This window comes from Cloacibacillus porcorum (assembly GCF_001701045.1).
In the GTDB taxonomy this organism is placed as follows: domain Bacteria; phylum Synergistota; class Synergistia; order Synergistales; family Synergistaceae; genus Cloacibacillus; species Cloacibacillus porcorum.
The window spans coordinates 2,311,787-2,332,126 of sequence record NZ_CP016757.1 but is presented as its reverse complement, the minus strand read 5'-3'; the positions used below and the strand labels follow the sequence as shown (position 1 = coordinate 2,332,126).

Sequence of the window (20,340 nt, the reverse complement as noted above, 5' to 3'; positions counted from 1 at the left end):
ATTTAGGCGTTTGATGAATTACGTAACTCGCAGCCCGACCATTATCAAACACGAACTGATCGTTGAGCGTGGCAACGGGTTCTATGGCTGGAACGGCCAGATGTATAAATCCGATGTCATCCGCAGCTGCATTCGTCCATTTGCGCGCTCTATCGGCAAATTAGGTGCGAAACAGATCCGCGAGGGACCTGACGGGTTAAAAATCAACCCCGACCGCTATGTGAAAATGATCCTTGAAGAGCCCAACCCTCTGATCACCGGGCAAATGCTCCAACAAAAACTTGCCGTGCAGCTCGCGCTTAACAACAACGCTTTTGCGCTCATCGTTCGCGACGGCGCAGGGTACGCGAACCAGATATACCCCATTGAAGCGCTATCCGTAGAAGCTCTTTATGATGCAAACATGACGCTCTATCTGCGCTTTTGTCTGAAAAGCGGAAAAATGGGGACATTCCCGTACTCTGACATAATTCACCTTCGGGAAGATTTTAACGGCAACGACATTTTTGGAGATGGCAACATAGAGGCGCTGCGCGAAGTGATGGATGTTGCGGCGACAATCGATAAAAGCCTCGTTGACGCCGTAAAAAACTCCGCTGTGAACAAGTGGCTGCTCAAATGGGGCTCTGTGCTCCGTCCGGAAGACATCAAAAAAGAGACAGAGAATTTTGTAAAAACCTATCTTTCGTCCGAGGGCAGCGTCGGCGCGATCGGCGTTGACAGCAAGGCCGAGGCCATCCAGATCACGCCTCATGATTACGTGCCGAATGCCGTACAGTGGGACAGGGCGATTACCCGCATCCACAGCTACTACAACACGAATCAGAAGATCATCGATTCAACATATAACGAAGATGAATGGAACGCCTATTACGAAAGCGTAATAGAGCCAGTTGCCCTGCAAATGAGCAACGAGTTTACACGCAAAATTTTCAGCCCGCGTGAACGCGGCTACGGCAACCGTATCATCTTCGAGAGCATGAGCCTGCAATACGCAAGCATGTCCACGAAGCTGAACCTGCTGCAGATGGTGGACCGCGGGGCGTTGACGCCGAACGAATGGCGCCGCGTGCTGAACATGGCCCCGATCGATGGCGGAGATCAGGCTGTCCGACGGCTTGATACCGCGCCGACGACGAATACGGGCGGAGGTGAAGGAAAATGAAGGACAACCTAAACAAACTGCTCCAAGTGCGCAATCTCGCAAACGGCGAGGCTGCGCTTTATTTTTATGGCGAAATCGTCTCCTCGTGGTGGGGCGCGTGGGATGCCGCCGATCAGTACCCGGAAAAGATACGTAATTTTCTTGCCGGCGTCTCTGACAAGAATTTGAACCTACACATCAATTCCGGCGGCGGCAGCGTAGTTGCGGCAATGGCTATTGTGAACATGCTTCGGGGACACAGCGGGAAGAAGACCTGTTATATCGACGGGCTCGCCGCGTCGTCCGCCTCCGCGATCGCGCTCTGCTGCGACCGTGTAATTATGCCGCGCAATACGTTTTTGATGATACACAGAACCACGATGAGCGCCAGCGGCAACGCAAATGAGATGAAACAGTGCGCGGAAATACTGGAAAAAGCCGAAGAGTGCATGTTGAGCGTATATGAGGGCGCGTTGGCTTCCGGCGTAAGTATCGAGACGGTCAAAGACCTCATGTACAAAGAAACGTGGTTTACCGCGGAAGAGGCTGCGCGCTATTTCCGCGTGGAAATCGCCGAGGCAATAGCCGAGCCCGCGGCGATGGCGGCGAAGGAGCTTCCGAAATCGGCCCCGGAAGCGATAAAAAAAATCGCAGCCCTTGCGCTTGAACGTGAGCGCTTGAAGCTGCTAAATCTAAAGAAAGAGGGATGATATCCATGACTGTAGAAGAATACAAAAACAAGCGAAACGAACTGATGAGCGCAGCAACAGACGCGGTCACTTCCGGAGATGTAGAGGCGGCGGCCGCAAAGCGCGCAGAGATAGAGGCTCTCGATGAGGAATATGACGCCGAGCAGCGCGAACTCGCGAACCTCGCGGCGTTAAAAGAGCGCAAAATCGTTGATATAACAACTTCGCGCGATAATATGTTGACCCCCCAGAATTTGATGCCGGCGGAGTCAATGCTAAAGCCACAAAACGAAGATGAAGTATACCGCAAGGCATTCGCTCATACCCTTATGGGCTTCATGCTGCCAAAAGAAGAGGCTGAAATCTTCGACAAAATAAACAAAAGAATAGCTCCTGGCGAAATCGAGAATGTGACACAGACGGCGGCAACTCATACGGTCGTTATTCCTAAAACGCTGGTTGACGCTATTTGGAAAGAGATGGGCGAACGTCACCCAATTCTTAACGCCGTTCCCAAGACCTTTGTAAAAGGCAAGCTCAGCTATCCCTTTGAGGCAGTAAGCGGGGACAACGCGGAGTTTTACGACGAAGATACCGAGGTCGTTGAGGGTACTTTCACGATAGAAGCGCTTGATCTGGATGGGTACGAGCTTGCAAAGGCGCTGAATATATCATGGAAGCTGCAGAAGATGAGCATCGATTCCTTCCTGGCCTATGTTGCGAATCTAGTGGCTGAGAAAATGGCAAACGCCCTGGCCGCAGCTGTTGTTGAGGGCAAAGGCGTCGCGGGTGCTAGTGATAGTTGGAAGAGCCAGCCGCAGGGCATTGTTACGGCGCTCAACGCAGAGACGAACACGCCGCAGGTGCTTACATGGACTCCCTCTACTGACGAGGTAACTTATGCGAAAATGACATCCCTGATGTCAAAAATCAGAAGCGGGTACTCCGCCGGAGCGGTAATCTACGCGAAGAATGATTTTATTTGGAATGTCCTCGCAAATATCAAGGATACCGCCGGTCGCCCGTATTTTATCGCAGATGTCATCTCTGGCGGTGTCGGGCGTCTCTTTGGTCATGTGGTCTACGAAGAAGATGCCATACCGGCAGATGCGATGCTGTTGGGCAACGTCGGTCAGGGCTATCTTATGAATGTACAGGAAGATATCAGCTTGATGCAGGACAGCCACATGACAAAGCGTACGACTACTTACATGGGTTATGCCATCCTGGACGGCAAGGTACGCACTACAAAGGCGTTCGCATACCTAAAAAAATCCTCCTAACCGTCAGCCCAGAGGCGGCCACGTTCAGCAAGGCTTCCCCCGCTGACGTGGTGCTGACGGTAAGCGCGTCATCTGCCGTGACCGCGCTTAAAATTGGGGGAACGGCGGTAAATTCCAGTAATTACACCATATCGGGTGGCGAGCTGACGATAACCGGCGATTATCTTGCGACGCTGACCAATGGCGAAAAGACCTTTACGGTTGAAACGGGCGACGGGCTTAATGCGACTGTAAAGGTGACGGTAAGCGACTAATGCCGGCGCTTACGCTGGCAGAGATAAAGACGTTCCTCCGCGTTGACAGTGACGCGGAGGATGCTCTTTTGACTGCTCAGATGACAGCGGCGCAGTCGTTTATTGGCGGCAAGATATCTAAGACCCGGCATGTCACGAAAGACGAGAGCGGAGAACCGACGTATGAAGATATCGCCAGTGATGAACTCTATAAGCACGCCGTGAAATTGCTTGTTGCCCATTGGTACGAAAATCGCGCCGTTGAGACTGTCGGCAATAAGACCCTTAACAAAATCAGTTTCACCGTTGAGGCGATCATAACGCATATCGAGACGTGTGGTGATTACGTATGAATCCCGGGGAACTGAGAGAGCGTATAACAATTTCGCGAGCAGTTTTTGAAGATGACGGCATAGGCGGAAGCATAACATCCGAATCCATAATATTTTCCGGGTGGGCTTCCGTCGCCGCCAAAAAATCAAAAGACGGGCTTCTTGGTGGCCGCGACGTCGAAGTTAGAACGCACCTTGTGATAATGCGGATGCCGGGAACAGAACCGCAAAAAGGCGACGTAATAACATGGCGCGGCAAATCGCTCATCGTAAAGGCGGTGCGCCCTGATTATCGGGCTGCGCTGGTAGAACTCGACTGTGTTCAGGAGGCTTAAAATTATGCCACCCATAAAAGTAATTGGCGACAAAGAGCTGATCAATAAGCTTAAGAAGCTTTCCTCCGGTGAGATTCGTGACTCTGTTTATGCTGCCCTGCGAAAGGGAACCGATATTATCGCTGCCGACGCAAAACGCCGCTGCCCTGTAGATACAGGTGCGCTTCGGGATTCCATTACGCCAAAAACTTTTAAAAATGACGAAAAGGACGGAATGAACGGTTACGTTTACTGCGACTATCCCAGCACGGAGCGTAAAGCCAGTTTTAAGGGGCAAAAACAGCTCTACTATGCGATGGCGGTGGAATATGGCAACAGACATGCCATAGCGCAGCCGTTTCTTAAACCGGCGTTACGTGCCAACAGAAAACGTGTGATTGCCTTGGTACTTGATGCTTTGAAGGTTGTATCTAAATGAGCATGTTTTCGAGGCACGCAGAACTATACGCAGCATTAAAAAATGATGCCGCATTATCTGCTGTGATAACCGGCATCTACGACATGCCTCCGGATAACGCGGCCTCGCCATATATGCAGGTCGGCGATACGCAAGAGGTAAGTGACGATCTGCTGAACAACACCGGAGCGGAGATCACAACTACGCTTCATATTTGGAGCCGCTACGCCGGGCGTAAGGAAATATTGCAGATAAATAATCTCATCTTCGCGGCGCTGCCTGAATGGGCGCTCTATGACGGCATAGAAATTATTCGGGACAGCGCGGAACCCGACTGGTGGCACGGTGTAATAGACATAAGGTATTACGAATATCGATAGGAGGATGAAAAATAATGGCAAGACAGCTTGCAAAAAACGCGCTGGTGATGGTTTCGGCGACAGAAGTAGGATCGCCGGCGACCGTTGAGGCGCTGGCATCATGGGATATGGATCTCAGCTGTTCCGAAGTTGACGTTACCGGGATATACGACGCGAATAAACAGTATGTACCGGGGCAGGGAGACGCAAAGGGCTCTTTTACGGTCATCCTTGATCCGGACAGCGATACGCTGGATGTGTTGGAAACAGCACAAAAGACACAGGCCCTTGTATATCTATTTGTACGTCTAAATGGTACTGGGGCAGGAAAACCGCAGATAAAGGCGCCGGTGTATGTCACTGGCTGGAAAATAAGCTCGTCTAGCGACTCGCGTGTAGAAGTGGCGGTTTCGTGGGTTGCTGGCGGCGATCTGGATCATACGGCACAGGCGGGGGTGTAATTCATGCGCGAAATAGAAATCAACAGCCGGAAGTATTTCATTGAATACGGGCAGAACGCGCTTTGCGCGCTTGAAGACCAGATGAAAGAAAGCATTCCGGAAATTATGGATTCGCTATCTAAAGAACCGGAAAAGCGGCTTTCAAGTTTCCGTTTTACCCGCGCTCTTTTTTGGGCCGGACTGAAGAGCCGCCGCCGTAATATCACGCTGGAAGAGGCAGGAGACATCCTAGAGCAGTCCGGCAGCGAATACATGAACGTGATCAAAATTGCGATTGAAGAGATATCTAATTGCATGGTCTCGATCTTTCCCGCAAGCGAAACAGAAGAGGAAGGCGCGGAAAAAGAAAAAAACGTTACGGCGACCTCCTGTTAGAGGACAGGAGGTCGCTGTATCTCATGGCTCTAGGGCCTCTTGCCCTAAGCCATGAGGATTTATGGCACATCACGCGCGGTCAGATCATAGATAAGGTGATCGCATATAACTACGGTACATATTTACAGCGGCGTGAGGCGGCCATAACTTCGGCCTATGCCGCAATCTGCCAGGATGGTGAGTCACATACGATTGACGAGCTTTGCGGTATTTGGAATGGAGTTCGCATCGTTGATGAGGAAGAATATAAGAAGCAACAACTTAAAAAAATAAGGGGCGGTACTCATGCCAAGCTCGAATAAAATGCAGATAAAAGTAACCGCCGACGTGACGGAGGCTGCCCGCCAGTTGGGCAGCCTCACATCACGGGTCACGGCTTTTTCTAAATCCATTAAAAAGAATCTGGAAGTCGCGTTGGGTAAAGACGCGATGAAACTATCGTCGAATCTAGTATCAAAGCTTAAATGGGTGGCGCTGGGCATCGGCACGCTTGGCGCCGCCTCGGTAAAGATGGCTGCTGATTTTGAGATGGTGAAGCGCAGCATGACCGTATTGACCGGCAGCGCAAAAGAAGCGCAGGCGCATTTGAATGACCTTGAGCGTTTTGCTGCAACGACTCCGTTTGAATTTGCAGGACTTGTTGACGCATCGAAGCGGTTGCAGGCCTATGGATTCGAGGCACGGTCTGTCATCCCGATTTTACAGACGGTCGGCGATGCCGCGATGGCTGTTGGGCTGAGTCAGGAGGGCGTAGACCGCTTGACGCTTGCCTTCGGACAGATAGCTGCGAAGGGCAAGCTGTCGGCCGAAGAAATGCGCCAGATATCGGAAACCGGCGTGCCGGCGTGGAAGATGCTCGCTGAAAGCATGGGGACCACCGTCGCGGACGTAATGGATAAGACAAAGAAGGGCGCTATATCCGCGCAAGCCGCGCTTGAGGGGATTTTTAGCGGTATGCAGAAGCGTTTCGGCGGCATGATGGATGCTGTAGCGAAAGAGATACCGCAGCAGTTAAGCAACATGAAGGATGCGATATCGAGCATCATGCGCGGTGTGGGAGAGGAAATAACGCGGGCTTTCGACTTGAAAGAACGGCTGTTCAGCGTGACATCGTGGCTTACGGCGTTTGCGCAGATAATAAAAACGAGTGGCGTGCGCGAAGCCTTTGAACAGCTTGTACCTGACAGCGTGCGCCAAGCTCTTGTGGTGATAGCCGCAGCGGTTGCCGGGCTTGTCGTGCCGGCGTTTGCTGCGTGGGCTGCTGCGACAATAGCCGCCACTTGGCCTTTGCTTGCCATTGGCGCCGCGTGCGGCGTAGCAGCCGCCGTTATATACGAAAACTGGGACAGTATGGGCGGTTTTTTCACAGACCTCTGGGATGCGATTGTTGAGGCTTTTTCTGCCGCATGGAAGTCCGTCAAATGGGTATGTGAAAAAATAGTGGATGCCGTAACTTTCGTAATAAAAAAGCTTGGCAAGCTTACGGAGGCTATTGCGCAAACTGCGCAGCTAAGATCATCGGTACTGGGAGACGATGCCGGAATAGAAAAGCCGGCGCCGGCTAAAAAAACACTCTCTGCACAAGAAAAAGCCGACCAGCAAGCCGCGATGGAAGACTATAAAAATGGCAAAGGACGCCCTAAAAGTATAACAGAAGCTATTGTAAGAGCAAAAAATCAGCTTGCAAAAACTGCGCTCGATCTCTCCGGCAACACTGATTGGAAAAGTCTATTCGCTGGTTCACTCGGCAATGACAGCGGGTTTACGGGGGGCAACAATAAAAAGGGCGCGAAGGGTAAAACGGCGGCAGAAATGCTTGTGCAAAGTATTTCCGACCAAATAAAATACCTTAACGCCGACGGAGAATCATTCTTGCCAATTCTCGACAAATGGCTTGCAAAATCAAAACCTCTATCAGAGGATTGGAAGAAAATACGCGACCTTCAACTTCAGATCACGGAAGACGCGGAACGGCGCAACCCATTCTCGGCCGTAAACGTGATGGAGAGAAACAAGCAGCAGATTGAGCGCATGAAGTCGTATATGGAGCAATCTAAGCGGCTGCGTGAGGAAGAATATAATAATTATGACTGGCAGAACTCGCAGGGACTTATGAGCGATACGGATTACCTCAACAAGCTCAAAGAGCGGTTTGCTGACCTGTCAGAGCAATTTAAGGCGGCTGGCGGCCACATGGAGAATTTTTTGCAGTGGACTCCTGAGTTGCAGAAGGCTTTCAGTGATGTTCAGAGCGCGGGAAGCAGCAGCTTTTCAAAGTCGCTTGACTTATTAAAAAGCCAGTTTGAAAACGGGAAAATAAGCGGAACTCAGTATAAAGCCGCCATTGAGCAGCTAAAGATACAATTCGCTGATATGCCCCGTGTTACCAAAATGGCCGACGACGCGCTTAAAGCGTACGAAAACACAATGAATAAATTCCCAACTGCAGCGCAGCAGGCTGCCGCTGTATGGGATGACGCGCGAAGTTCGCTCTATGCCTTCCCCGAAGGAATCGGCAACGCCTTTGAGAGCGCGATCCGCGGAACCGAATCGCTTGGAGACGCCATGATGGATTTGCTGCAGGACATCGGCGCGGTTGTGGCCAAGGCGCTTGTTATGCGAACACTATTTGGCGGCGGAGAAGGCGATGGCTTTTTCGGTTCTGGCGGCGGCCTTTTCGGCTTGTTCGGATTGAAGTTTCACGGCGGTGGCACCGTTGGCTCCGGTGGTACTCCGACGCTCGTAAATCCGTCCGTGTTCGCGAATGCGCCGCGAATGCACGGTGGCGGCATCGCCGGCCTGCGCCCTGACGAAGTGCCGGCGATCCTGCAGCGCGGCGAAGTCGTACAGCCGAAGAATGCGCACTTAGGTACCGCCGACGGAGGTGGTGGCGGTGACAACTACAACATCACCATCCAGGCGATTGACGCGCAGAGTTTCATTCAAATGCTACAGAAGAACAGAAACTATCTTGAAAGCATGATCGTAAACGGCATACAGCGCGGAGGCGCGCTGCGTGCCGCAGTAAAGGGGGCGACATAATGCCGACACCTGTCTTCACATGGACGCCTGATTTTACGTGGCGGCCGCAATACCGCCGCCGCGTGAACATAACGACTTTTGAAAGCGGCAAAGAGCAGCGCAGCGACCTTGGGGCGGCGCCGCGCGAGTGGGTATTGACCTTCACAGGCAGCGCCGCAAAACTCGCTGAGATAGAAGAGTTCTGGAACGCCCGGAAGGGCCCGGTGGAGTCGTTCTTGTGGACGCCGCCGGAGGCGACCTCGGCCATTACAGTACGCTTTAAGGATGACACGTTGAAATCGACTCGCAGCGGCATGAAGTACGGAACGGTCGAGCTGACCTTGAGGGAAATCCTATGACCAGTGACTACAAACTTGCGGCCCAAGCGGAGGTTGTGCGGCCCTTATATCTGCTCCGTATTCTTAACATTCCGCCCCTTAATCAGGGACCCCATAAGATGGACGACCTCTATCTTACAGACGCAGCCGAAAACGTGATGTGGTTCGACAAAAACAGACAGCCGCAAAGCTATACCGCCTGCGCGATGCGCATCGAGGAGGCCGAGCGCAGCAAAGAACAGACGACCGACCAGTGTCACATCAGCATAGACAACGTGACCAATGAATTTACGTCGCTTGCGCAATACTATAAGCTCAACGGCGTGCGCTGCGAAGTTTACCGCGGCTTTAAAGAGGCGCTAAACAGCGAGACCGGCGCGGCGCTCGTATTCAGCGGTAAGATTCGGAGCATCACCATCGGACAGACGCAGGTTGACGCCGTGGTATCACAGGGCTTTGACGGCATGGACTACGTTCCGCGCCGTATCTGTTGGACTTCGATGTTCCCTTACATTCCCAGCGCGAAAGACCCGCGCGAACTCACGATACGCAAATGATGAACGACAAAATAAACCGGCTTATCGGTCTGCCTTGGGGCTTTGGTCCGGGGCAGACCGACTGCTTACGGCTGTCCATCGCCGCGCAGGAGACATACGGGCGCGCGATCCCGCTTGTATGGGACTATACGCCGGAAAACTACGAGGCCAGAACGCGCGACATACGCCGAGAACTGGAAAAAATTGCGCATAAAATAGAGGCTCCCGAACCGGGGGCGGTGATCCTTTTTGACTTCTCGCCCTTCTACCACCTTGGGACCTTCATAAACGGAAATCACTTCCTGCACATCCCCCGCGGCGGCACGAGCCGCCTGACGCGGTGGAGCGTGCCATACAGAAAAATAACCATTGGAATCTATAAAATATCGGAGGTACCGTTATGGTAACGGCAATAGTAGGCGGACTATTAGGCTGGGCCTTCTCCGGCGCGCTGATCGGCTGGGGGCTCGTAACCACGGCCTTCGGGGCCATCATGCTTGGCGCGTCGCTTGGCAGCCTTTTCAAGCCGCGCGACATGGGAGACTTCTCGAACTCACCGACATACAGCTTCGGCCCAATCAGCAACACCATGAGCCAGCTTGTGCCGATCCCCGTGATATATGGGCGCTGTAGAGTCGCCGGCAACATCATCTATCAGGCGTTCGACAGCGACAAAAAAGAGAAGCAGGACATCTACATACTCATAGGCGAGGGGCCGGTGACGGCGATCAACTCAGTTATGGCCAACGACCAAGACCCGGCAGCGTTGGAAGATTGCTCTGTAACAAAATACCTCAACACCACGGCGGCGACCCACGACAGCCGAGACCCGAACGGCGCGAGGCCATACCCCGACGACGTGGCGCTTATTTGTCTAACACTTAAGGCGCAGGAGAAGTTAAACGGCACGCCGACGATAACCAGCATTGTAGACGGCGTGAAAGTATGGACACCCAACGGCTTCGCGTGGAGTCGCAACCCTGTATGGATCGTATTAGACATCCTCTGTCATCCGCGCTACGGCATGGGCCTCGGCGTGACGGCGGCGGGCGTGTACCAACACCCCGACTGGGAGCGTATAGACTACGACTGCGCCGTAGCGGCGGCGGCATACTGCGATGAGGCCGTATCCTATGGGCCGCGATTCCAGCTTGACTTTAACATAGACACCAGACGCCCAGTCCGCGACACCCTGGCCGATTTCCTCGCCACCTTCCGCGGCTACCTCGTGGAGACAGACAGGCTCCAAATCTGCATAGACGCGCCGGTCTCCGCCTACAGCCGTGAAATCACCCCCGACAACATCGTAGAGGGCAGCTTCACTTTCTGGCAGGCGGCCGACGAAGACGTATGCAACCGCATCACCGTAGACTGGATAGACCCAAACAACAGCTATGAGCGCGTCACGGACGTATTTCAGGACTCCACCGATATCGCCGACCGCGGCGTCGTGGAAAAATCTATCTCCCTGCTGCCCGTGACGAGGGCTGAACAGGTGGGGCACATGGGGTATTACCTACTCAAGACCTCACTCATGGTTAGGAATTTCTGCTCTTTCGGCGTAGGGCTTAAAGACTGCGATATCATGCCCGGAGAGGTGCTGACCGTCTCATTTGAGAAATTCACCGGCTGGAAGAGGAAACCGTTCCGCGTCATCTCCGTGAAAAACGCCGGTAGTGACGATATGGATGTTATGACCGTCACTTGTTCCGAGTATGTGGAAGACGTATATGACGACGGCGTGCTCGACGTGACCCATCATATCGACACCAGCCTCACCACCGACTATAAGCCCAACGACGTGACCGAGCTTGCCATAACTGAGCAGCTGGAGACCTTGCAGGACGGCAGTTATAACCTGATCGCCAAGATCACATGGACGCCGCCGGCAAGCTACAACTCCCTCGAACTCTGGTATCGGTACAGCTCCGAAGTGAGCTGGAAGCCCGCCGGCACCCTGCCGCGCGGCTCCGAAGAATACTATCTGCCCTGCACGGGCAACATCGGCGACACGCTTTATGTAAAGATATACGTGGTATCGAACCTCGGCATCCGCAGCGACGGGCAAACGACAAGCAAAATTCTGCACGGCGACCTGACACCGCCCGCGCCCCCGACCAATCTGCACGGGGCGGGCGGCTTCCGCATGGCCGTGCTTACCTGGACTGACCCGCCGGACGCCGACCTTGACCACATAGAAATATACCGTGCCCTCGACCGGGCCGACGCGCCGATGATAAAAATCGGCAGCGTGCCGCGCTTTGTGCAGGAATACATAGACGCTAACCTTATGGTGCTGCAGACGGGCTGGTATAAGTTAAAAGCGGTAGACGTGGCCGGCAATGAAAGCGAGTACACGGCGATGATATCCGCCACCAGCGAGGCGATCCCTCCGGCGGAAATCCNAGAACAGAGCATTGCCCCCAGCAAATTATTACCTCAGCTCCAAAAACTTGAGGGGCTGGTAAAGATGCTTGCGGAGGCGGGGATACAGAACAGCGTCAACGAGGATGAAAACCGCGAGACGGCGGCCAAGGCTACGCAGGTGCTCGAAACGAAAGTCGTTGAAGGGCTGGAAGCGGAGGCGACGGCACGCACGGAACTGCTTGCGAAGGTCAATGAAAACACCTCGGCGATCACCGAAGAGCAGACGGCCCGCGCCGAAGCAGACAGAGCGGAGGCCGCCGCCCGCGAAACTCTTGCCGCACAGGTGGGGCAGAACGCCGCCGCCATTACCGCAGAGAGCGCCGCGAGGGCGGACGCCGACAGCGCCGAATCCACCGCGCGCGAGCTGATGGCGGCGCAGATGGGTGATTCCATCGCCTATTTGCAGCAGCTTATGCAGGTAGTCGCCCGCACCGTAAAGATCACCGAGGGAACGGCCGCCCCCGCCTCACCTCAGACCGGCGATATCTGGAAAAACGGCAGCGTCTATAAAATCTGGAACGGCGCGGAATGGGAGACGGTGACGGAAGAAGAGGCGCAGAAGATCATCGCCGCCGTCATCGCAAATTATACCCTGACCGTGGACGTGAACGGCAACGTCGCCGGTTTCGGCATCACCAACAGCAACATCGGCGGCAGCGAGTTTGCCATCCTTGCCGACGCCTTTAAAATCGCTGTAGGCGAAAAGAAGACGATAGTCTTCCAAGTAGATGACAGCGGCAACGTATATCTGAGCGGCAACCTCTTTGCCGAGGGGGTTATAACGGGAGAGATGATCAACGCGGCGGCGCGTATCCAGATCGGAGACGGCGGACTGCTGCGCATCGGCGCGGGCGGCATCTTCCAGCTCGGAGACGGCGTGTCCGATACGATCGTCATGGAAAACGGCCAGATGCGTATCTCACAGGTGATAGACGGCGCGCTGCGCAACCGTACCATGATTACCAACGTCAAAGAGGGCGTAGCGACGACGCCGGCGGCGGAGACCGCGGGGGCAAAAGAGGCGTGCCGCGTGTACATCCCCGGATATTTCGCCACGGAGCCTAAGATCATCGTATCGATCTCCGAACTCATGGCCTACAACACCACATATAAAAGCCAGAACCAATACTGGCGGGTGAAATACGAGGGACTCAAACACGAGCTGCACAACATTGGAGGCGGCGGCAACTATAGTTTTATCCCCATCGCCAACCTCGTGCTTGACGCCGCGAGTGAAGTAATACAGGCCAACAAAAACAGCGGCACTGTATCGGCGGGCTGGACCAGCGGCGCGGTCTCCATGCCCGCCAACGTCGGTAGCCTAATTGCTTATGCGAGCATGTTCAGCAAGCGGGGGACCGGAGCGGCCCCCAACTGGAACCGCCGCAACGTGAAATGGCGGCTGTTAGCCTGCGACACCTCCGGCGGCTCATATGCCGACATCTCCGGCTGGAAGACGGTGTCCATCGGCGACAACCTTAGCGAATACCGCGACAGCTCTATATCCGTCAACATCTCAAAATCGGCGGTCTGGTACCTGAAAGCGGAATTTACCGCCGAGGACGCGGGAGGCACATTCAGCGACGGATCGGATGCCTACGAATACAACACGGGAAACACCACGGCGCTAAACAACGCATGGACCTACGCCTCGGCCTCTCAAACCTCCGATTCTAACCCTCTGCTTACCACCCAGTACGCCGTGCCCTCCGGCTGGGAGGTCTGGAAGATAAAAGGCGTGATAAACCTCTCCGAGGGCAAGATCGTCAACACTGGCAACGTCGCCGTAAAACTGTACAGCGATAACCTCTGGCGGAGGTCGGGGGCCGGCAGCTTTACCTCCGTGAGCTTCGAGACCGACATAACAGGCATGAATGCCTTTACAAGCCTGAAAAACGCCGGCGCGACGACGGCGGCGAACTTTACAGTGACCGCGGGTACATCGTCGGGCAACGGCAGCAACACGGCCAGCATCCGCATATCAGGCGGGACGATAACGTTCTTCCTGCGCAAAAAAGTGGCAAACACAACTGGCGCGCAGAACAACTACATATTCGACAGCGCCACGGTCTCGCTGAACTCCCGCACGCTGCTTGCGGCGGGCAAAGTCAACTGGCTGGCGGCGGGAGCATAGGGACAAACATGAAGCGACGGAAGGTGATAAAAAAATGCCTTGGTATAAAGCAGGAACAGTCACGGTAACAAACGGCAGCCCCAACGTAGTGGGCAGCGGTACGACCTGGGGAGACGGCGCGGTGCCAGAGGGGGCCGCCTTCTCCCTCGTGGACGCCAATGGCGCGGCGGTCGCGCCGCACTACGAGGTGGCTGAGGTGGTGGACGATTTACATCTGACGCTGAAAGAGCCATACGGCGGAGCAAGCGCCTCCGGTGTAAAATACGCCCTCTGGAATCTGGCGGGGGAGCAGACGACGCCCTACCTCTCGGCGCTGGTCTCCGCGCTAGTCTACCGGTGCAAGACCGTACTATCCAGCGTGATGGAATATGTAACCCGCACTGAGGATGCGGCCGCACAGGCGGAGGCCGCCCGCGATGAAGCGCAGACTGCGAGACAGGCGGCGGTATCCGCAAGCGGCACGGCGACACAGGCCAAGAATGCCGCCATTGAGGCGAAAAATGAGGCCGTGGCCGCGAAGAACGCCGCTGAGACGGCCAAGGGCGGAGCAGAGGCGGCGCAGGCAGGAGCGGAGGCGGCCAGTACGGAGGCGGGAGCCGCGAAAGACGCCGCTTTGGCCGCCAAGAGCGGAGCCGAAACGGCACAGAGCGGCGCTGCGCAGAGCAGAGACGCGGCGGCGGCCTCGGCAACGGGAGCGGCAAACAGCGCGGCGGCGGCTGGTGCCTCGGAGACGGCGGCCGTAAATGCCAAGGATGCGGCGGAGGCGGCCAAACAGGCGGCAGAAAACGCGAAAACGGCGGCGCAGAACGCCGCGAATGCAGCAGCAGGATCGGCGACCGCCGCATCTACAGCGAAGGACGAGGCTGTTGCGGCCAAGAGAGCCGCTGAATCTGCAAAGACCGCGGCGCAGACCTCCGCTACAAACGCCGCCAACAGCGCGAGTGCGGCCGCCAGCAGCGCGGCGCAGGTGCCTATCGCCTCTCTGCTTCCGGCGGCGGGACAGGTGCCGAAGGCGGGGGCGGACGGCAAGATAGACCTCGGATGGCTGCCAGCGGGGGCCACCCAGCGGACACATTTGTTTATAAACGGCGAGACCGACGCGCAGATCCTGGCCGCCACGAAGGACGGCGACATAATCGACAGGCTGGAGGAGGTATAACAGAGATGCAGATATACAGCGTAGCAAAGAACGTACTCGGCGCGCTGGGGCCGAAGGTGAAGGTGCCGGTGCTCGACTCCGAATTGAAGATACCGGCGGAATGCCTGCGCATCGTAGGTGCACTGGACGCGGGGGCAGTGATAGAAAGCGGGGAAAACGCCAATGGCCGATATATAAAATATGCTGATGGAACACAGATATGTCATGGCCATTTCTATCATGCTTTTAATACTACGGATATTTTTCAAGCTATTGAAATTACATATCCAGCGGTATTTATTACTGATAATGACATAAGCGGAGCAGCGTACCATGAAAGTGCGCCGGGAAGAGCAATGCAACTATCAAACTTCGCATCATATGCTAATTACGTATCTCTTGGCTTTTCCGCCTACGATGGAACACCATCATCAACTGTTCCGGTCAGAATACGCTGGCACGCCATAGGTCGCTGGAAATAGCCTAGCTTTATGCTTTCCAACGGCCTATGGCTATCTGAACTAGATATGTTTCGCCTGTTAAATTCCACGTACCGGTAATAGCAAAGCATCCACCGTAAGCATATGACGTTGTATTCGGATACAAGCTTGCCACGAATCTATTTGATGCCCAACCTGTCGGCTGGGCAATTATACATAAATCTTCCGTATCTACGAATTGCGCAGGGTATATCCAATTTACTGACGCACCATCGTTTTGTGAAACCGTCATCGTACCGAGGTTTGCAACTTGCGTACAGATCATCGTATTGTCCGCATACTTTATGTATCGGCCATTGGCGTTTGAGCCGCTCTCGATGATCGCGCCAGACGCGAGTGCACCTACGATGTACATGTAAAGGCAGTCGCAGAGCGGGTGGGCAACAGGGTGGGTATTTCTCGTGTAACAAAGGAAAATTAAAAAATCTACAACCACAGGCCGCCGCCATGTCAGCGGCGCGTGCCTGTGTAATTGCCGTGTAAAGGAGGTGTTTCGGTGTTCAAGATCAAACTCAGTCCGCAGCAGATAACGGAGTACCGAAAAATAAGTAAACAGGGCAACAAACTGATCGTAAATGACGTGGAGTACGACTTTTCCGCGCTCATGGACGGCGGTGAACTGCCGGTGAAGGCCATAGACGGCGAGATATTTGTAACAGATGATATTCGGCGAGTGGGCGACGATATTCACCTGACCCTGAAAATCCCGCACGCCTACGCCGGCTATACCTCTACCTACCGCCGCTTCCCGCCGACGCTTGAGGTGGAGGCGGACGGCGAAATCATTCTGCCGCTGGATCTCGGAGACACACTGTTTAAGGCCATCGGCATGAGCAGCGGGGATTGGCTGCGCCACGTTGCCGCAGTAAAGGCTAAATACGGGCGGCAGGGCGTGGATTGTGGGCTGGACGTGGACGGCGGCACGGAGCTCTACAAAATACTATGCGCGCTGCGGAAGATGGACTACGGCGCGGACAACGATGAGCTATACGCGATTATCGACGGGCTGTTCGCGGACTTCGGCTGGACGATGCCGCCGGAGGAGACCGCACCGGAAGCGGTACAGAATCAGGAGGGACAAATGATAACAATACGTAATATAGACAGGGGCACTTCTAGGTAGCTATTGCCCCTCTGTAAGCATTGGAGGGCGCACAGATGTCTAAGAAACTCGTGCGCTACAAGAATGTAAACGGGGTGCTGGTGAAGCAGTTCGAGTCTCCCGCGCTGGTGAATGGACTTGTGGACATTGGACAACTGCCAGTTGTTGGTAGCATGGGCGCGGCGGTTATCGAGCGTGGGAGCAACGCCAACGGCAGCTGGGTTAAGTGGTCGGATGGCACGATGATCTGCACTGGACAAGTGTTAGTGAGCTTCGTCGGAAGCGACCCATATAAAATTGTATCTGCAACCTTTCCCGCTGTGTTTACGGTGGTAGAGGCACGGCTTTCCAGTGCCTATATTTCATGTGGAAGTGGGGCCGTATCTACGGCAATAATTGGAGGTAACCCGACCGGGACAAGCCTCATGATTTCTCCTGCCCGTGACACAATTTTTAATACTGGTGTGAGTAATGAACCTGTAACATACCTAGCAGTAGGCCGCTGGAAGTAAAAAATACGGAGGTAATAGTAAATATGAATACATACAGTAATGTAGTCAGGGGGGGGGTACTCCAAAGTAACAGGTTACATGGAGTAACCCCCAACGGTGGCCGCCATGGCTAAGCGGCTTGTGAGATGCACTGCTAAACTAATCCTGTACATATAGGGGGTAAAAGTGAGACAAGATATAATTGTCTTTTATACATGACAATAATATCTTGTGGCACAAGAGCCATGTTTATATGCACAGGAGGCCTGTAATGCGATACACGAAAGAAGAGCGTCTTGAAATCGGACGAAAAGTTTATGAGGGGATAATGACACGTTACGAGGCTGCCGAAGCCTACGGCATCAGCGACGACACGGCTAGGGACTATATGCGGATGTATCGTGATTCCAACAGTCTGCCGCCCAAGTCTTCCGGAAACGGTTCGGACAGTTATGTTTACAAGCCTTCCGAAAGACAGCCTGACCTATCAGATTATGAGTCCATGACAAAAAAAGAACTCATTGTTGAGTTGATTAAAGCGAAAGTAGCGGAAGCAAGATTAAAAAAAGGCTACGAGGTGAAAGGAGATGGTCCGGTAAAGGAATATATCCTTTTAGACAGCTCGAATACCAAGTAATTCTGGAACTATCCGAGTATTTTCCTGTAGTCATCCTGTGCCGTGTGACGGGGATTCCCAGAAGCAGCTTCTATAACTGGAAACGCAGCCTGTTTGAACCGTCCAAAAGAGCGAGGGATTTTGCTAGAAGCGTAATGCTCTTTATGGAATATCATAAAAGATATCCGTCGCACGGATACAGATGGCTTAACGCGAAGATACGCCTTGACACCGGAATAGTCCATTCAGATCCGTACGCCTATAAATGTTGCAGGGCTGCCGGTATAAAGAGCAAGGCAAAACACTACCGTTATAAAAAACCAGGCAATCCGTACAGATTATTCCCCAACCTGCTTCTTGCAGGCCTGCCGGTATACTCACCGATGCAGTACATAGCGAGCGATATGACGGCATTCTGCTTCAAAGGTACGTACTATGAGCTGACACTGTATATGGACCTATGGAACAACGAAATAGTAAGCCATGCGTTGTCTTCAAGGCGCGGAGACAGAATGACATACATAGACGGGCTGGAAGGACTGATAATGAATAAAGATAAAAAAACGGAATGGCAGACGATACTGCACACAGACCAGGGCGCGGTATACGCCTCCAAGAAATACAACGACATCTTGGAACTGAACCATATAGCCCACTCCATGTCCAGAAGCGGAACTCCTACGGACAATGCGGCGATGGAAGCGATAAACGGCTGGCTGAAAGCGGAGCTGTTTACAGACTTTCATGTAACAGGCAAAGAAAACATAGAGCGGGAGATAGAGGAATACATAAAATTCTTCAATGAAGAGCGTCCGGCCTATGCTTTGGGATACATGACGCCGAAACAGTATAAGGAGGCGTATAGCGGAAACGGCAGTTTTAGGAGTAGGACGTAACGAGATACCCCCCTACTATACAGAGTTAAGCAAGTCAACTGTCCAGGTTTTGTTGACTAGTGCAGAGATACAAGCGCGAGAACGGTCAGCTGGTCAAGATCGCCGAGACGCCGGTGCTCGAAAACGGCAAAGTAGATATATCGTGGCTACCGGTGGTGGGCACGATGGGGAGCGCCGTAATTGAGCGCGGTTCTAACGCCAACGGAGAATATGTTAAATTCGCGGATGGTACTATGGTCTGCAAAACTGGCTGGTATTATTTAGGAAGCGATACCGGAGTTCTAAAAAACGTTACCTTTCCGGCGGCGTTTTCGCAAATACCAAAAGTGCTACCGATTATTGACATGTATCAAGAAAATACCAATACCACATTAGCGAGCTGTTTTATATACTGCGCAAAAAGGAGTACCGTTACAACAACAAGCTGCACAATATCCGTCGTATCTATCGGCGTCCCACTATCTAATGGCGACGTGCAGATGTATGTTGTCGGACGCTGGAAATGAAGTAAGGAGATGATAAAGTGGCAGAAAACGTAATTGCCGGAAACATCGACTGGTCGAAGTTAAAAACGCCGGAGATGATCTTCGCGGAAAACAAAGATAAAAAACTTGCGCTGGTAAGCACGGCATTTACCGGATACTGCAAGGGCGCGTTTGCGTGCTCCTACGGCTGGCCGATGCAGTTCGCGGAGGCCGACGTACAGAAAATGGAGGGCGCGGTAAAACTGCTTGAAAACGACCCAAGTCAAGCGCCCTACGTAGTGGATGCGGAAGACACGCTCCACACCGGCGTCACACTCGACGACATGAAAGCGATCCAACTTGAGATGATGCAGCACTATGCCGCCGCGTACCTGCGCAAACAACAGCTGCGGGCTATTGTAACGGCCTGCACCACGCAAGCCGAACTCGACGCGGTAGAGATCACATGGGAGGAAAATACAAATGCTGACAACTCGTAAATGCTTACGTGGGGGGGCAATCCCAGTAAGCACGTAAACAAAGAGGTATCGCGCCATGACTAAAAAAGTGGTGCGTTACAAGCGTATTAACGGCGCGCTCGTAAAGCAATTCGAGGTACCGCCGTTGATTGGCGGACTGGTGGACATCGCCTCTTTGCCCATCGTCGGTACGTCGGGGAGCGCCGTGATAGAAAGCGGCGAGAATGCAAATGGCCGGTATATAAAATGGGCCGATGGCACAATGATCTGCACCCATACATATGTTAGAGAGCCTAAGTATTCTGATTTTCTCTTTTTCACTGGAGAATGGGTATTGCCTATAGCCAACGTCGGGACAGTATATAAATTTGTTGTTGGTTTTGCCGCAACAACAAACGACAGCCCTACGGCTAATCATAGTGTATATACAAGTATAGGCTACCAGGGGACAGACACATGTGTATGGAGCACCGGCAGTAATTCAGCGGTAAAGAGGCTTGCCGATGCGATAAGGACCGGAGGTAGCTACGGTGTTGTAAGTTACACCGCATATCTAGTCGCAATAGGCCGCTGGAAATAGCAAAAACAAC

25 protein-coding genes are annotated in these 20,340 nt (G+C 53.5%); all 25 read left to right on the top strand.

The window, feature by feature from the left end:
* The first annotated feature begins 13 nt into the window (after nt 1-13).
* The 25 genes from BED41_RS10515 (at nt 14) to BED41_RS10395 (ending at nt 20,330) form a co-directional block, all read left to right on the top strand.
* Nucleotides 14-1,165, top strand: coding sequence for a phage portal protein (locus BED41_RS10515; protein WP_066745796.1), 1,152 nt, complete (start codon nt 14-16; stop codon nt 1,163-1,165).
* Nucleotides 1,162-1,854: a head maturation protease, ClpP-related gene (locus BED41_RS10510; protein ID WP_066745793.1), complete on the top strand. Its 693-nt coding sequence runs from the start codon at nt 1,162-1,164 to the stop codon at nt 1,852-1,854. The genes BED41_RS10515 and BED41_RS10510 overlap by 4 nt, the downstream gene beginning before the upstream one ends.
* Nucleotides 1,855-1,859: 5 nt before the next feature.
* Nucleotides 1,860-3,116: a phage major capsid protein gene (locus BED41_RS10505; RefSeq protein ID WP_066745790.1), complete on the top strand. Its 1,257-nt coding sequence runs from the start codon at nt 1,860-1,862 to the stop codon at nt 3,114-3,116.
* Complete coding sequence (locus BED41_RS16640) at nt 3,095-3,370, top strand: X2-like carbohydrate binding domain-containing protein (protein ID WP_084002565.1); 276 nt, start codon at nt 3,095-3,097, stop codon at nt 3,368-3,370. The genes BED41_RS10505 and BED41_RS16640 overlap by 22 nt, the downstream gene beginning before the upstream one ends.
* Nucleotides 3,370-3,702 carry a head-tail connector protein gene (locus BED41_RS10495; protein ID WP_066745784.1) on the top strand — a complete coding sequence of 111 codons (333 nt, stop codon included), beginning with the start codon at nt 3,370-3,372 and terminating at the stop codon, nt 3,700-3,702. Before BED41_RS16640 ends, BED41_RS10495 begins: the two co-directional genes overlap by 1 nt.
* On the top strand, nt 3,699-4,016 hold the full coding sequence (locus BED41_RS10490) for a head-tail adaptor protein (RefSeq protein WP_066745781.1): 318 nt from the start codon (nt 3,699-3,701) through the stop codon (nt 4,014-4,016). The genes BED41_RS10495 and BED41_RS10490 overlap by 4 nt, the downstream gene beginning before the upstream one ends.
* A gap of 4 nt (nt 4,017-4,020) precedes the next feature.
* Nucleotides 4,021-4,434, top strand: a complete 414-nt coding sequence (locus BED41_RS10485; protein ID WP_066745778.1) for an HK97-gp10 family putative phage morphogenesis protein — start codon at nt 4,021-4,023, stop codon at nt 4,432-4,434.
* Entirely contained in the window at nt 4,431-4,793 is a 363-nt protein-coding gene (locus BED41_RS10480; RefSeq protein ID WP_066745775.1) for a DUF3168 domain-containing protein, read from the top strand. The genes BED41_RS10485 and BED41_RS10480 overlap by 4 nt, the downstream gene beginning before the upstream one ends.
* 14 nt (nt 4,794-4,807) lie before the next feature.
* On the top strand, nt 4,808-5,233 hold the full coding sequence (locus BED41_RS10475) for a hypothetical protein (RefSeq protein WP_066745772.1): 426 nt from the start codon (nt 4,808-4,810) through the stop codon (nt 5,231-5,233).
* Between the two features lie 3 nt (nt 5,234-5,236).
* Nucleotides 5,237-5,608: a hypothetical protein gene (locus tag BED41_RS10470; protein WP_066745769.1), complete on the top strand. Its 372-nt coding sequence runs from the start codon at nt 5,237-5,239 to the stop codon at nt 5,606-5,608.
* Nucleotides 5,609-5,631: 23 nt separating this feature from the next.
* A complete protein-coding gene (locus BED41_RS10465) occupies nt 5,632-5,910 on the top strand; it encodes a hypothetical protein (RefSeq protein ID WP_066745762.1) in 279 nt (92 codons plus the stop codon).
* Complete coding sequence (locus tag BED41_RS10460) at nt 5,894-8,650, top strand: tape measure protein (protein WP_084002403.1); 2,757 nt, start codon at nt 5,894-5,896, stop codon at nt 8,648-8,650. Before BED41_RS10465 ends, BED41_RS10460 begins: the two co-directional genes overlap by 17 nt.
* Nucleotides 8,650-8,988, top strand: coding sequence for a phage tail protein (locus BED41_RS10455; RefSeq protein WP_066745758.1), 339 nt, complete (start codon nt 8,650-8,652; stop codon nt 8,986-8,988). Before BED41_RS10460 ends, BED41_RS10455 begins: the two co-directional genes overlap by 1 nt.
* Entirely contained in the window at nt 8,985-9,524 is a 540-nt protein-coding gene (locus BED41_RS10450) for a hypothetical protein (protein ID WP_066745754.1), read from the top strand. The genes BED41_RS10455 and BED41_RS10450 overlap by 4 nt, the downstream gene beginning before the upstream one ends.
* Entirely contained in the window at nt 9,521-9,910 is a 390-nt protein-coding gene (locus BED41_RS10445) for a hypothetical protein (protein WP_066745751.1), read from the top strand. Before BED41_RS10450 ends, BED41_RS10445 begins: the two co-directional genes overlap by 4 nt.
* On the top strand, nt 9,904-14,064 hold the full coding sequence (locus BED41_RS10440) for a phage tail protein (RefSeq protein ID WP_066745748.1): 4,161 nt from the start codon (nt 9,904-9,906) through the stop codon (nt 14,062-14,064). The genes BED41_RS10445 and BED41_RS10440 overlap by 7 nt, the downstream gene beginning before the upstream one ends.
* 34 nt (nt 14,065-14,098) lie before the next feature.
* A complete protein-coding gene (locus BED41_RS16495; protein WP_157102325.1) occupies nt 14,099-15,223 on the top strand; it encodes a hypothetical protein in 1,125 nt (374 codons plus the stop codon).
* Between the two features lie 5 nt (nt 15,224-15,228).
* Nucleotides 15,229-15,684, top strand: a complete 456-nt coding sequence (locus tag BED41_RS10430; protein ID WP_066745743.1) for a hypothetical protein — start codon at nt 15,229-15,231, stop codon at nt 15,682-15,684.
* Between the two features lie 514 nt (nt 15,685-16,198).
* Complete coding sequence (locus tag BED41_RS10425) at nt 16,199-16,825, top strand: hypothetical protein (RefSeq protein WP_066745741.1); 627 nt, start codon at nt 16,199-16,201, stop codon at nt 16,823-16,825.
* A gap of 35 nt (nt 16,826-16,860) precedes the next feature.
* Nucleotides 16,861-17,316, top strand: coding sequence for a hypothetical protein (locus tag BED41_RS16685; protein ID WP_066745738.1), 456 nt, complete (start codon nt 16,861-16,863; stop codon nt 17,314-17,316).
* 250 nt (nt 17,317-17,566) lie between these two features.
* Nucleotides 17,567-17,932 carry a helix-turn-helix domain-containing protein gene (locus BED41_RS10415; RefSeq protein WP_066742226.1) on the top strand — a complete coding sequence of 122 codons (366 nt, stop codon included), beginning with the start codon at nt 17,567-17,569 and terminating at the stop codon, nt 17,930-17,932.
* Complete coding sequence (locus BED41_RS10410) at nt 17,854-18,807, top strand: IS3 family transposase (protein WP_437177029.1); 954 nt, start codon at nt 17,854-17,856, stop codon at nt 18,805-18,807. The genes BED41_RS10415 and BED41_RS10410 overlap by 79 nt, the downstream gene beginning before the upstream one ends.
* Nucleotides 18,808-18,866: 59 nt before the next feature.
* Nucleotides 18,867-19,313: an H-type lectin domain-containing protein gene (locus BED41_RS10405; RefSeq protein ID WP_066745735.1), complete on the top strand. Its 447-nt coding sequence runs from the start codon at nt 18,867-18,869 to the stop codon at nt 19,311-19,313.
* 17 nt (nt 19,314-19,330) lie between these two features.
* The gene (locus tag BED41_RS10400) at nt 19,331-19,771 is read left to right on the top strand and encodes a DUF4376 domain-containing protein (protein WP_066745732.1); all 441 of its coding nucleotides are present in this window, start codon (nt 19,331-19,333) and stop codon (nt 19,769-19,771) included.
* 55 nt (nt 19,772-19,826) lie between these two features.
* Complete coding sequence (locus BED41_RS10395; RefSeq protein ID WP_066745729.1) at nt 19,827-20,330, top strand: hypothetical protein; 504 nt, start codon at nt 19,827-19,829, stop codon at nt 20,328-20,330.
* Nucleotides 20,331-20,340: the final 10 nt, after the last annotated feature.